Raw genomic sequence first — 12,947 nt, 5'->3', positions numbered from 1 at the left:
GCCATCATGGTACGTAAGGCTGTACCGTGAGCGCCACGCCCGGCGCAAATTCCTTTCCTGTGGTTCGGACCAGCGTACCGTCGGGTGCCTTCTCCTGCCAGCCCATTTTGATCACGATCGAGCCGCCATCCACTGGACCTGACTTGCAACTCCATGTGAACGCCTGCATTGCGCTGTTCCAGGGTTCGGCATCCTGGCAGATCATTACGCGGCCACCGGGCAAGTCGGAATACACCCGTTTCTGCCATTCGTAAATGTCGAAAAGCGCCAGTTCCACGCCGTTGCAATAATCGGCATCGCACCGTTTTCCGGGTGGGAAAGGATCGCCGTGCGTCGTTGCCCAGTAGTTGACTTTCAAATAGGGATTCCGTGCAGCGCCAAGCTTCATCTGGCTTTCGTTTGCGCGCATCCGGTCCGCCATTTCAGCGGCAAGTTGCACGGCGGTGGTCTGAAATGATGATTGCTGATTGGTTCTCAGCGCAGCGAGCTGCATGCCTGCAGTGCCGATAACACCAACTGCGAGCACCAGTACCGCGACCAGCACTTCGATAAGCGAAAATCCATCTACCCGTTGTTGTTTCATGAAGCTCAATATCCCGATAAGGCGCCGAAGCACCACTACTTTATTAACAATTTTGCAACATTTTGCACACGACAATGCCGCCGCAACCTGGCCGTCATATCAACGGCAGGGTAGACAGCAACTAATCAATTACTTGGGGGTTTCCGTTCCCGGCCGACTTCTGCTATCGCATCCTGGAATTCCGCGACATCTTCAAAGCTCTTGTAGACGGATGCAAAGCGGATATACGCGATCTTGTCGAGGCGCTTCAGTTCGCGCATGACCAGCTCGCCGACATGTGCTGAGATGACTTCACGGGCACCGGTGGACAGCAGCTTTTCTTCAATCTGGTGGATGGCGGCGTCAACCGCTTCGGCAGACACAGGGCGCTTGCGCAACGCCAGCATCAGGCTGGCGCGCAGCTTGGCCGGGTCAAATTCGGTTCGGCTGCCGTTCTTCTTTACGATCACCGGCATCGTCAGTTCGATGCGCTCATACGTGGTGAAGCGCTTGTCGCAATGCGTGCAACGGCGACGACGGCGGATGGCGTCTCCTACTTCCGACACGCGGGTGTCGAGAACCTGTGTGTCCTCATGTTGACAGAAGGGGCATTTCATAAAGGAGCGCTGAGCCGAAGGATAAGCGAATTTGAAATCAGGAACGGCAAGTTAAAGGTTAGTTAAAATTTTGTCAATACCAACGAGTTCCATGCTTCGCCGGCGACCATGCCGTAACACCCGACAAGCGTCGCCAATGCCCCTGCTGGCCGGATGGTCCCGGTCCTGTAGTTTCCGGCTTGCGCGACTCGTCCGTCAAGCTTTGGATGGCCGCTTCCATCGGAAACAACGAGAGGATACAAAAAAGGGAAGTCATCGCCTTCCCTTTTTCATTCATGCGGACCCGGCTCGTTTAACCGTTCCTGCTTGTCATCGCTGCATTATTTCCCATATACCGGGAATGCATCGGTCAGCTTCTTGACTTCAGCCTTTACACGTTCAATGGTCGCGGCGTCCTGCGGGTTATCGAGCACGTCGGCGATCAGATAACCGACCTTCGCTGATTCCGCCTCCCTGAATCCGCGGGTCGTCATCGCCGGGCTGCCGAGACGGATGCCGGATGTCACGAACGGCTTTTCCGGATCATTGGGAATCGCATTCTTGTTGCAGGTGATGTGGGCGGAGCCGAGAATCGCTTCCGCCTCCTTGCCGGTAATTTTCTTGGCGCGCAGATCGACGAGCATCACATGAGATTCGGTACGGCCCGACACGATACGCAATCCGCGCTCGATCAACGCCTTCGCCAGCGCATCTGCATTCTTTACCACCTGTTGCTGATACGCCTTGAACTCCGGCGTCAGCGCCTCCTTGAAGGCGACTGCCTTGCCGGCGATCACGTGCATCAATGGGCCGCCCTGGATACCGGGGAAGATAGCGGAATTGATTGCCTTCTCATGTTCAGCCTTCATCAGAATGATGCCGCCGCGCGGGCCCCGCAGGCTCTTGTGCGTCGTGGATGTAACGAAGTCGGCATGCGGCACCGGATTCGGATAGACGCCTGCGGCGATGAGGCCGGCATAATGCGCCATATCGACCATGAAATACGCGCCGACTTCCTTTGCCACTTTCGCGAAACGCTCGAAGTCGATGCGCAGGGCGTAGGCGGAAGCGCCGGCGACGATCAGCTTGGGCTTGCGCTCCCGGGCCAGACGCTCCATCGCGTCATAATCGATTTCTTCCTTATCGTTCAGGCCGTAGGAAACGACGTTAAACCACTTGCCTGACATGTTCAGCGGCATGCCGTGCGTGAGGTGACCACCTTCGGCGAGCGACATACCCATGATGGTGTCGCCCGGTTTAAGCATCGCGAAGAACACGCCCTGGTTTGCCTGCGAACCGGAATTCGCCTGGACGTTCGCCGCTTCGGCGCCGAACAATTCCTTCAGGCGATTGATGGCCAAGGTCTCGGCGATATCAACAAATTCGCAGCCGCCGTAATAGCGCTTGCCCGGATAGCCTTCCGCATACTTGTTGGTGAGTTGCGAGCCCTGCGCTTCCATGACCGCCGGCGACGTATAGTTTTCCGAGGCGATCAATTCGATATGGTCCTGCTGACGGGTATTTTCCTGCTGGATGGCGGACCAAAGCTCGGGGTCGACTTTGGCAAGGGTATGATCTTTTGAGAACATGCGAAACTCCAATCGATTAAGAATGCAAACGGGTTTGCCTGAATCGAATGAGGGCCAACGGAAAGGGAATAGGCAGCCTCAGACGTGCTTCCATTTGTGGCTGCCCAGGCGAACGGCTATGGTGAAATCTCACGTTCCCCGGTGGTTGCCCACCTTGTCGCCAAAACCCGAGGTTTCGGCATTCGCCAGTCACGTGAGACGAAAATGGACTTGAATTGTAAGGGAGCGGAGAATTTTCGGCAAGACGACCGACCGGCCCAGGCGAATTCGGCGATCATGAGCGAGGCCTGAGCAGATGTGCTCTTTCGGCTAAAATTTGGCACTCGGCAAACTTTGTGAAAAGGGAATTTCCATGTTAGTTCTTATTACAGGCGCAACATCGGGCTTCGGCGCTGCAATGGCGCGCAAGTTTGCCCAGAACGGCCACAAGGTCATAGCGACCGGCCGCCGCAAGGACCGGCTCGACGCGTTGGCCGCCGAACTCGGCGCCTCCTTGCTGGCAATCGAAATGGATGTCAGCAGCAAGACCTCGATCCAGCAGGCTCTCGATGCGCTTCCCGCCGATTGGCGCGATGTCGATGTACTCATCAACAATGCGGGTCTTGCCCTGGGAATCGAACCGGCTCACAAGGCATCGCTGGAAGAATGGGACACCATGATCGACACCAACTGCAAGGGCCTGGTCACCATGACCCGGGCACTGCTGCCGTCCATGGTGGCACGCGGTAGCGGCATGATCATCAACCTCGGATCGGTTGCCGGGGCCTATCCATACCCGGGCGGAAACGTATATGGCGCCACCAAGGCGTTTGTGGATCAGTTCACCTTGAACCTGCGCGCCGACCTCGTCGGCACCGGCGTTCGTGCTACCAACATTGCGCCGGGCCTGTGTGGAGGCACCGAATTCTCGAATGTACGCCTGAAGGACGATGCCGCGGCGGCAAAAGTGTACGAAGGCACGGTCCCCCTGACGGCCAATGACATCGCCGAGACCGCCTACTGGATCGCCACCCTGCCCGCGCATGTCAATATTAACTACATTGAGATGATGCCGACCTGCCAGGGATTTGCGCCGTTCAACATCAAGCGCACTACATAATGCTTTGCATCAATGCCGTAAGCCGGCCTGCGAGGGACAATGCCGGCTGATTTCACTTGGAACATCCGCGTCTATTACGAGGACACTGACACGGGCGGCGTGGTGTTCTATGCAAATTACTTGAAGTTTTTTGAACGGGCGCGCACCGAATGGTTGCGCGCGGCCGGCATCAGCCAGCATGCGTTGACCGAATCGCATCACGCGATGTTCGTCGTCAAAAGCACCGCCGTCGATTATCATGCACCCGCGAAATTAGATGATGAACTGAAACTCACCGTCGTGGTCGAACGGCTTGGACGTGCCTCAGTGCAATTTTTCCAGGAGGCATGGCGCATGAAAGAAGGACAGATGCAGTTGTTGTCCAGTGGCCGGATCAAGGTCGGCTGTGTTGACACCCGCACTTTCCGCCCGCGCCCTATTCCGGATGATGTACTGGCAAGGATCGACGCTCCAGGATAATTTCCGCGCCACCTCACGGCCGGCGCCGGTAGCATATCTGCCTGATGCAGATACAATTTGCTGTTAACCCCATTAAGACAACCGATGACTGTCACACAAGATCTATCCTTTATCGCTCTTATCAGCAACGCATCCTTGCTCGTGCAACTGGTGATGGCCTTGCTATTGCTGGTGTCGGTCATGAGCTGGACATATATCTTCCGCAAAATGTTTGCGATCAAGAGCGCTCGTTCCCAGACCGAGGAATTCGAGCGCGCATTCTGGTCGGGCGGCAATCTCAATACGCTGTATGAAGACGCAACCTCGAACCGCCGCAAGAGCGGCGGCAACAGCGGCGCGCTCGAACGTATCTTCGAATCCGGCATGAGCGAGTTCCAAAAGATCAAGGCATCGCTGGCCAGCAGAAACACATCCGATCCCGCGTCGATGATTGACGGCGCGCGCCGGGCGATGCGTGCCGCTTACCAGCGGGAGATGGATGCGCTCGAATCCCATCTGGCGTTCCTGGCATCGGTCGGTTCGGTGTCGCCGTATGTCGGATTGTTCGGAACGGTTTGGGGCATCATGAATGCATTTCGGGGCTTGGCAAACGTGCAGCAGGCGACGCTGGCTTCGGTGGCGCCAGGCATTGCCGAAGCGCTGATCGCAACAGCGATCGGCCTGTTCGCCGCGATCCCGGCAGTTGTCGCCTATAACCGTTACTCACACGACATCGATCGCCTCTCGATTCGTTTCGAAAGCTTTATCGAAGAGTTCTCCAACATCTTGCAACGGCAGGCGCGCTGATGTCGAACAGTTCCTTGCGCGGCGGACGCAGCCGCAAATTCAAATCCGAAATCAACGTCGTGCCGTATATCGACGTAATGCTGGTGCTGCTCATAATTTTCATGGTTGCCGCTCCGCTGACGAACCCTGGCGTGATCAATCTGCCAACGGCAGCCAAGTCAGCATTGCCGCCGTCGGAGTACATCCAGATCGCGTTGAAGCAGGACACGACCGCCACCATTTCGGTCAACGGTCAAAGCAATAGCCGGAACGCCGGCGCACAAGCAGAGAAAATCGGAAGCCGCGCCGCGCTGGTGCAGAAGCTTCGCGCGATGCACGAGGCGAACCCGGAATTGCCCGTGATGATTTCAGCCGAAAAAGACATCAAATACGACGATGTGATCCAAGTGATATCGGAAGCGAAAAAACTGGGCATCAACCGCGTGGGTCTCGCCACCAAACAATAATCCATGACCGACCAGACGCCCTATACCGTACCCCAGGAGCCCGGACGCTGGCGAGCCATCGTGTTCGCCACCCTGGTGCATCTGGCATTGGTCGCGCTGCTGTGGATCGGCGTGCGCTGGCAGAATGAAGCACCGACAACCATCGAAGCAGAAGTGTGGAGCCCTCAGCCGAAGGAATCCGCCCCGCCGCCGCAACCCGTCAAGGAAGCAGTGAAGGAGGTTCCGCGGGAACCGGAAAAGCAACCTGAGCTTCCGCCGGTCGCAAAAGCCGCTCCCAAGCCGCCGGTCGACGACGAGCCGCCAGCGGTCAAGCCCGATATCGCATTGGAGCAGGAAAAGAAACGCAAGCAGGAAGAGGCGAAGAAACGCCAGGCTGAAGAACGGGAGCGGCTGGCGGAAGAGCAGAAGCGCCTCGCCGAAGAAAAGGAGCGCCAGGCAAAGATCAGGCAGGAAGCCGAACGCAAGGAAGAGCAGAAGCGTATTGAACTGGCCAAGGCTGAAGAGGCGAAGAAGCGCGCTCAGGCCGAACAGGAAAAGATCGAACTCGCGAAGAAGGAAAAAGCGGCGGCTGAAAAGAAACGCAAGCAGGAAGAGGAAAAGCGCAAGCAGGAAGAAGCGGAAGCGCAGATGCTTGCGAAGATCCGCGACGATGAGATGCGCCGCATTACCGGAGCCGTACCCGGCGGCGGCGATGCGGCAAAATCGCAGGGAGGACGGGCTGACGGGGCCTATGCACAGCGCGTGGCGGCCAAGATCAAGTCGAACATCACGTTCAACGTCCCGGATGAATTGCCGGGCAATCCCGCAGTGGAATATGTTGTCGACCTGCTGCCGGACGGCTCGGTCGCCGGCATGCGTAAGACCAAGTCGTCCGGCGTGCCTGGTTTTGACGAAGCCGTTCGCCGGGCGATCGAGCGATCCCAGCCATACCCGAAGGACAAGTCGGGTACGGTACCATCAAGCTTTATTGGCATACACAAACCGAAGGACCAGTAGGCAAATCATGATGAAAAATCTTTTCTTGCGCGGGCTGCTTCTGATCGGCCTTACATTCACCAGCGTCGCCGGAGCCCAGCTCAGGGTGGAAACAGCAGGTGTCGGCGCCAACCAGATTCCGATTGCGATCGCCGGCTTTACGGATGAAACCATCGCCCCGCAACAGGTGACGGCGATCATCAAGGCCGACCTCGCGCGCAGCGGCTTCTTCAAGATCATCGACACCGGCAATGCGATGTCCGAGACGTCGCCGGTCGACTTCAATCAATGGAAGGCGCAAGGTGCGGATGCGCTTGTCGTCGGCAGCGTGCAGCGCCTCGCGGACGGCCGCTTCGATGTCCGCTACCGCCTGTACGATACGGTCAAGGCGGCATCCCTTTCCGGCTTCGGACAGGCAGCGGGAGCCGACCGCATCCGTGTGGCAGCCCATCGCATCGCCGATGACATATACGAAAAGCTGATTGGCGTGCGCGGCGCATTCGCCACCCGGATCGCCTATGTCACCAAGGTGGGCAACGAGTATCGGCTTGAAGTGTCCGACTCGGATGGCGAAGACCGGCAAGTGGCCCTGCGCTCCAACGAGCCGATCATCTCGCCGTCATGGTCTCCTGACGGCACCAAGGTCGCTTACGTTTCCTTCGAAGCGAAAAAGCCGGTGGTCTATGTGCAAAACCTCGTGACGCGCCAGCGCACAGTCGTTGCCAACTACAAGGGCAGCAATTCCGCACCGTCGTGGTCGCCTGACGGCACCAAGCTGGCGGTCGCGTTATCGCGCGACGGCCTGACCCAAGTATATGTGGTGAATGCGGATGGCTCCGGCTTGCGCCGCGTATCGAACAGCAGCGGCATCGACACCGAACCGCAATTTTCCGCCGACGGCCAAAATATCTACTTTACGAGCGACCGCAGCGGCGGACCACAGATCTACAGAATGCCGGCCAATGGCGGCGATGCGCAGCGCGTGACCTATAACGGCAGCTACAACATCAGCCCGCGCGTATCTCCGGACGGCAAATCGCTGGCCTATATCTCGCGCCGCGACGGCAGGTTCCAGTTATATATCCTCGACCTGGGCAACGGACAGGAACTGCGCCTTTCCGATACCGCCAAGGACGAATCGCCCAGCTTTTCGCCGAACGGCAAATACGTCATGTACGCAACCGAATCCGGCCGCCGCGGCACCCTTGCGGTGGTATCGGTCGATGGACGCGTACGGCATTCACTCACCACGCAGGCTGGCGACATTCGCGAGCCGACGTGGGGACCGTTCATGAAATAACAGGAATTCACAACAACACTGCATTACCTTCAGGAGAAATCTAATGCATCGCTTCACCACATCCGCCCTTCTCATTTCGAGCGCCCTGTTCCTTGCCGCCTGCAGCTCCGCGGTCAAACTGGACGATAACGTCAAAGTGGAAGAACGCACCGGCACGACGCCTGGTGGCCAATCGACATCCGATTCGCGCAGCGTGAATTCGGTCAATGCCGCATCGACCGATCCGTTGAACGACCCGAAAGGCATCCTGGCCAAACGCAGCGTCTATTTCGACTACGACAGCTATATCGTCAAGGACGAATTCAAACCGGTCGTCGAAGCGCATGCAAAATACCTGAACGCAAACAAGGGCCGCAGGATCGTTATTCAAGGCAACACCGATGATCGCGGCGGTCGAGAGTACAATCTGGCGTTGGGTCAGAAGCGCGCTGAAGCCGTCCGCAGAGCGCTTTCGCTCCTGGGCGTGGCCGATGCGCAGATGGAAGCGGTTTCTTTCGGTAAGGAAAAACCGAAAGCCACCGGCAGCGACGAGGCCGCATGGGCTGAGAACCGTCGTTCAGACATCGTTTACCAATAAACATGAGCACAACTCTCAAAACTACGATTGCTGCGGCCTTGATGGCCGCATTTTCTTTTGCTCCGCTGACCGCGCACGCACAGCTTTTCTCCGATGACGAGGCGCGCCGCGCAATCCTCGATCTGCGTGCACGGCTCAACAACATGCAGAACGAGATCAATGCCAAGGCCGACAAGACCAACAACCTGGATCTTGATGCGCAAAACGCACAGCTTCGCCAGGAAATCAGCAAGCTGCGCGGCCAGGTCGAGGTGTTGACCAATGAGCTTGCGAATACACAGCGCCGGCAGAAGGATTTCTACGTCGATCTCGATAATCGTCTGCGCAAGATCGAACCGCAGCGGGTGACGGTGGACGGCAAGGAAGTCAGCATTCAGCAGGAGGAGCAACGGGCATACGATGCGGCACTTGCCTTCTTCAAGGCCGGCGACTACAAGAATGCCGGCGCTGCATTCTATGACTTCACCCGCCGCTTCCCGCAATCCGGCTTCGCTCCATCGGCGCAGTACTGGCTGGGCAGCACCTATTACGCGCAACGTGATTATCGCAATGCGATCGCCGCGCAGCAGGTCGTGGTGAAGAACTATCCGGACAATCCCAAAGCAGCCGATGCCTTGCTGAACATCGCAAGTGCATACATGGAATTGAAGGATCGTGTCTCGGCGAAACGGACATTGGAAACCCTGGTGGCCCAATACCCGGAAGCCCCTGCAGCGGAAACCGCGAAGGAACGTCTGTCAGCGCTTCGCTAGTTGTATATTTATCGATTGTTTTGACGGTCCGGGGAACACTGGATGACATTCCCGATCGGAGCAATCAATAACTTTTTAAAAGTTTATTGTTGCATTTGACAGAGTGCATTAGTTTTCTCTATAATCTTGGTCTTCGGGTCGTTAGCTCAGCTGGTAGAGCAGCGGACTTTTAATCCGTTGGTCGCAGGTTCGAATCCCGCACGGCCTACCACGAAACACAAGAAAAAAGCCCAATCCACAAGGTTGGGCTTTTTTCTTTCTGGTCCAAAAAGATTTACGAACAGATTGATTTTTCTAACCGACACGGTGATTGGAAATCCTTGTATCGGCGGTTCGATTCCGCCCTAGGCCACCAAAAATATCCCTTACAGAACGCCAACCCATGCGGGTTGGCGTTTTTGTTTTGTGGATTCACAATCCTCGTGTCCGGGCTACTTCCGGTTCCGGTCAAGCTCACAACATCTCCACTTTACCGACCGAATCTTTCAGTCGACCGCTTTTGCGGGAAACGGCTCTATTTAGCGTTATCTTGTGTCACGACGAAGTTGCATATAACCATGTCTGAACAATTTTCTTGCTTGAAACTCTGTACAGAAGCAAGCGCTAGACATTTGTTTCAGGACTACATAAAGTAAATTATTGTCATAATTTCATTGCGGCGTGCCGTCTCGGCTACCGCTTGACCGCCGTCCGGTAACAGATGCCATGCCATCTAAAACCATCCTGTTAGCGATTAGACCTCAAGATCTGCCTCTTGTGACGGCTGCGCTTGGATCGGAATTTGATGTAAAGATATGCCATACCTATGAAGAGGCAAAGGCGAATCTCAAAGCCAGCGTTGGATTGATTGCGTGCGGAGTACATTTTGACCATGGATCGATGTTTGATCTGCTGCGGGCAGCGAAAGCCGATCCTCAAACTTGTTGCATTCCGTTTTACCTATTATTAGGGGAAGGAACTGTCCATTCTCAGGCGGTTTTGGATGGTATCCGTAAGGCTGCGAAACTGCTCGGTGCAGCGGGGTTTACCGACCTGTCCAGGCTCAGAGCGGATCTAGGTAAGCAGCAAGCGTATGAAATACTCAGGCAGACAGTTCGACAAGCGTTGTCAACATAGCGGGCAGTGCTGCTTTGTAACTTGGCGCATCTCCTCTCCGCGGCCATTACGCGACTTAGATTCAACGTCAGGCCACATCTCCGTACTGACTGACATAACACTATTGACCCTAACGGCCTTTCGATCTCACGGACGCAGACGCTGAAGGTCCGATACAGGGCCGCAGCGGAAAACTGTCTGTTCGATGAAACGCGGGGGTCACGGCGGCGATGGAATTCGATGTCCGAAATCGGCGCGACACGAACCGTCGTGACGGCCACACTTGATTCTCTTGTTCAATGCAAAACAACACAGGAGAAAAAATGAACATACTTGCAAACAAGGTTGCAATTGTGACCGGAGCCAGCTCGGGGATCGGACGCGCAACAGCACTGCTCTTCGCCCGGGAAGGAGCCGCAGTGGTTGTCGGCGCTCGCCGCAGACATGAGCTGGATGAGCTCGTAAATGAGATTGAGAAAAAGGGAGGACATGCGGTAAGCGTAGCCGGTGATGTCAGGGATGAAGACTATGCATTTGCACTCGTCAAGACATCTGTTGAACGGTTCGGCGGCTTGGATATTGCGTTCAATAACGCCGGCACGCTTGGCGAAATGGGCCCAACACCGGAAATATCCGGCATCGGTTGGCGAAACACAATCGACACCAACCTTACAAGCGCATTTTACGGTGCCAAGCATCAAATTCCGGCAATGCTCCGCCGTGGGTGCGGATCCGTCATTTTCACATCGACGTTCGTCGGACATACAGTTGGATTCCCCGGCGTGGCTGCATATGCGGCCAGCAAAGCAGGCTTGATCGGTTTGACGCAGACGCTGGCGGCCGAATTTGGTCCGAAGGCCATTCGCGTCAATGCCATCCTTCCAGGCGGTACTGACACGCCGATGGGCAGCGAAATGAACGGGTCGCCAGAAGCGATGGCGCAGGTTGCAAGTTTGCATGCGCTCAAGCGCATTGCACAGCCGGAGGAACTGGCGCAGTCGGTCCTATATCTTGCCTCTAACGCTTCTTCATTCATGACTGGGGCCGCACTGCTCGTAGATGGTGGAGTTTCGATCAATCGAACGTGAACCCGATGCAGAAGCGATATTCAGAAGCGCGTTCTTGCCGTATCTGTTCGATACAGGTACTGGCGGGTGATAAAGGCGCATCGACGACGATGTAAGCCCATGAACCTCAAAATGCCAATCATGTTCGCGATGTCCAGATACATCTCATAGGTGAAGCGGCGGCATCGGGACACTTTCCGGACCTTGCCTGGCCGCCACCAACTGACCCTTATCGCCCCAAAGCGGAAGTCGGAAAAATGTTGCGTAGCTTTCGGGCAAGCCGCTTTTAGCGGATCAATGATCCCTGTTTTTTATAGAGTGCCCCGCGGACCGCCGCCAACTTCTCCTTCAGCCGGCGGCCTTCATGCGCGGTTCTGGGTTGTGATTCAACGGTTTCGGCAATGGCCTGCAGCTGCGCTTCAAGCGGCGGCAACCGATCAGAGTCGTGAATCCAGCCCGAAACCCTTTCGATTGCCGCCATCAAGCGCAGAAGGATTTCGGTATTAGCCTTGGCGTTTTCGCGAATCTGCTCGAATGACAATGTCACTAAATAGGCAAAGCTGTGCGGCTTTTCGATCAAACGCAGAACGCCATGGCGTAGCTGCCATGGCGCGCGTTCCGGATGCGGTGCGCAGTGTGACAGCAGTGCCGTCAAATGCTCGATACAGGTGACAGCGGTGGTCGTGTCGTTGATACCGGGAGACAGTGCCTTGAGCGCAATATCGACCAGTTGGCGAAACCCAAAGGCAGCGTCTTGGTCAATGGTCCGGTAGCCGTCTATTGCATAGATGAGGTTGATCTCTTCCACCATCTTCGCGCTGACCGGGCCAACACTCGCAATCGATGCCATGGTCCAGCCAGGCGCCACGAAGTCGCCCACGCCGCAATCCATGCGCACGACGGTGTCATGAGTGCAGGCGAAATCCACCAGCGCCTGAAGGTCGACAGTCTGGATATACCCAACTTGCTGAGCCGGCAATGGCTGCCACGTCATCTCCGGTTCAAGCCCTTGTCTCCGTTCTTGCCGGATTGAGCTTTGAGGCGGAAACGCTTCATCGAGCGCCACGCTCGTTTCCTCGGTGATTGCCTTCGTCAACTCGGAAGCCTGGATAGAGGCTGCGATATGGTGGATGAAGAAGATGAAGGTGCCGCTAGCCACTATCGCCAGCACCAACGCGCCAAGCAACGCCAATGAAGGAACGAAGGTGCCGTTACCGCCGCTGACGGAGCGCATGACTAGCAGGCAGTAGATGAAGACGCCGATGAAGATGCCAAGCATTGCCTGGTTAAGACGGTCGCGCATGAAGTTGCGCAGTACCCGAGGGCTGTACTGGGTCGATGCCAGCGTAAGCGCTACGATGGTAATGGAAAAGACTACGCCTGCCACTGTTGCCATCGATCCCGCAATTGCCTGCAGGATGCTGCGCACACCTTCCGGATCGTTGTCGAACCAGCGCGGACTCCACCGCTCCAATTCTTCGCCGAACTGCCGATCCGTCTCTATCAGGGCAAAAGCCAGACCGATAAGGACAGTAACGATGAGTGCCGGGAGAAACCAGAAGCTCGAACGTAGTTCAATTAACGTCTGCCGCAAACGCCCTCCCTTACGGATGCTGGCCCGGCGCGAAGGGCAACTCTCCGACG

Annotated in this window: 14 protein-coding genes, 1 tRNA gene and 1 riboswitch; of the genes, 11 read left to right on the top strand and 4 right to left on the bottom strand. The window is 56.4% G+C overall.

Annotated features, from left to right (window positions below):
- Positions 1-4: 4 nt before the first annotated feature.
- The 3 genes from pilV to glyA form a co-directional block, all read right to left on the bottom strand.
- Positions 5-583: a type IV pilus modification protein PilV gene (pilV, locus tag VGU61_RS04105; protein WP_326857826.1), complete on the bottom strand. Its 579-nt coding sequence runs from the start codon at positions 581-583 to the stop codon at positions 5-7.
- 125 nt (positions 584-708) lie between these two features.
- Complete coding sequence (gene nrdR, locus VGU61_RS04100; RefSeq protein WP_326857825.1) at positions 709-1,179, bottom strand: transcriptional regulator NrdR; 471 nt, start codon at positions 1,177-1,179, stop codon at positions 709-711.
- Positions 1,180-1,499: 320 nt separating this feature from the next.
- On the bottom strand, positions 1,500-2,747 hold the full coding sequence (glyA, locus tag VGU61_RS04095; RefSeq protein WP_326857824.1) for a serine hydroxymethyltransferase: 1,248 nt from the start codon (positions 2,745-2,747) through the stop codon (positions 1,500-1,502).
- Between the two features lie 95 nt (positions 2,748-2,842).
- Positions 2,843-2,950: riboswitch (ZMP/ZTP riboswitch) on the bottom strand.
- 149 nt (positions 2,951-3,099) lie between these two features.
- On the opposite strand from glyA, the gene VGU61_RS04090 reads away from it, so the two are divergent.
- From VGU61_RS04090 to VGU61_RS04040, 11 genes are all read left to right on the top strand, one after another.
- Positions 3,100-3,846 carry an SDR family NAD(P)-dependent oxidoreductase gene (locus tag VGU61_RS04090; RefSeq protein ID WP_326857823.1) on the top strand — a complete coding sequence of 249 codons (747 nt, stop codon included), beginning with the start codon at positions 3,100-3,102 and terminating at the stop codon, positions 3,844-3,846.
- A 39-nt stretch (positions 3,847-3,885) separates the two neighbouring features.
- On the top strand, positions 3,886-4,305 hold the full coding sequence (gene ybgC / locus VGU61_RS04085) for a tol-pal system-associated acyl-CoA thioesterase (protein ID WP_326857822.1): 420 nt from the start codon (positions 3,886-3,888) through the stop codon (positions 4,303-4,305).
- A gap of 84 nt (positions 4,306-4,389) precedes the next feature.
- Positions 4,390-5,091, top strand: coding sequence for a protein TolQ (gene tolQ, locus VGU61_RS04080; protein WP_326857821.1), 702 nt, complete (start codon positions 4,390-4,392; stop codon positions 5,089-5,091).
- Entirely contained in the window at positions 5,091-5,537 is a 447-nt protein-coding gene (locus VGU61_RS04075; RefSeq protein ID WP_326857820.1) for an ExbD/TolR family protein, read from the top strand. The genes tolQ and VGU61_RS04075 overlap by 1 nt, the downstream gene beginning before the upstream one ends.
- 3 nt (positions 5,538-5,540) lie before the next feature.
- Positions 5,541-6,533, top strand: coding sequence for a cell envelope integrity protein TolA (gene tolA, locus VGU61_RS04070; RefSeq protein WP_326857819.1), 993 nt, complete (start codon positions 5,541-5,543; stop codon positions 6,531-6,533).
- Positions 6,534-6,540: 7 nt separating this feature from the next.
- Positions 6,541-7,812: a Tol-Pal system beta propeller repeat protein TolB gene (gene tolB, locus VGU61_RS04065; RefSeq protein ID WP_326857818.1), complete on the top strand. Its 1,272-nt coding sequence runs from the start codon at positions 6,541-6,543 to the stop codon at positions 7,810-7,812.
- A gap of 43 nt (positions 7,813-7,855) precedes the next feature.
- Positions 7,856-8,389 carry a peptidoglycan-associated lipoprotein Pal gene (pal, locus tag VGU61_RS04060; protein ID WP_326857817.1) on the top strand — a complete coding sequence of 178 codons (534 nt, stop codon included), beginning with the start codon at positions 7,856-7,858 and terminating at the stop codon, positions 8,387-8,389.
- A gap of 2 nt (positions 8,390-8,391) precedes the next feature.
- A complete protein-coding gene (gene ybgF, locus VGU61_RS04055; RefSeq protein ID WP_326857816.1) occupies positions 8,392-9,141 on the top strand; it encodes a tol-pal system protein YbgF in 750 nt (249 codons plus the stop codon).
- A gap of 135 nt (positions 9,142-9,276) precedes the next feature.
- Positions 9,277-9,352: transfer RNA gene (locus VGU61_RS04050), tRNA-Lys, on the top strand.
- A 494-nt stretch (positions 9,353-9,846) separates the two neighbouring features.
- Positions 9,847-10,257 carry a hypothetical protein gene (locus VGU61_RS04045; RefSeq protein ID WP_326857815.1) on the top strand — a complete coding sequence of 137 codons (411 nt, stop codon included), beginning with the start codon at positions 9,847-9,849 and terminating at the stop codon, positions 10,255-10,257.
- Positions 10,258-10,559: 302 nt separating this feature from the next.
- Positions 10,560-11,324 carry an SDR family oxidoreductase gene (locus VGU61_RS04040; protein ID WP_326857814.1) on the top strand — a complete coding sequence of 255 codons (765 nt, stop codon included), beginning with the start codon at positions 10,560-10,562 and terminating at the stop codon, positions 11,322-11,324.
- 265 nt (positions 11,325-11,589) lie between these two features.
- Here VGU61_RS04040 and VGU61_RS04035 read toward each other — a convergent pair.
- A partial coding sequence (locus VGU61_RS04035) for a DUF2254 domain-containing protein (protein WP_326857813.1) occupies positions 11,590-12,947 on the bottom strand: 1,358 nt, incomplete at its 5' end.

Source organism: Noviherbaspirillum sp., from assembly GCF_035944575.1.
Lineage (GTDB): Bacteria > Pseudomonadota > Gammaproteobacteria > Burkholderiales > Burkholderiaceae_D > Noviherbaspirillum.
The sequence above is the reverse complement of the archived record's forward strand: the minus strand, read 5'-3'. Positions and strand labels throughout refer to the sequence as shown.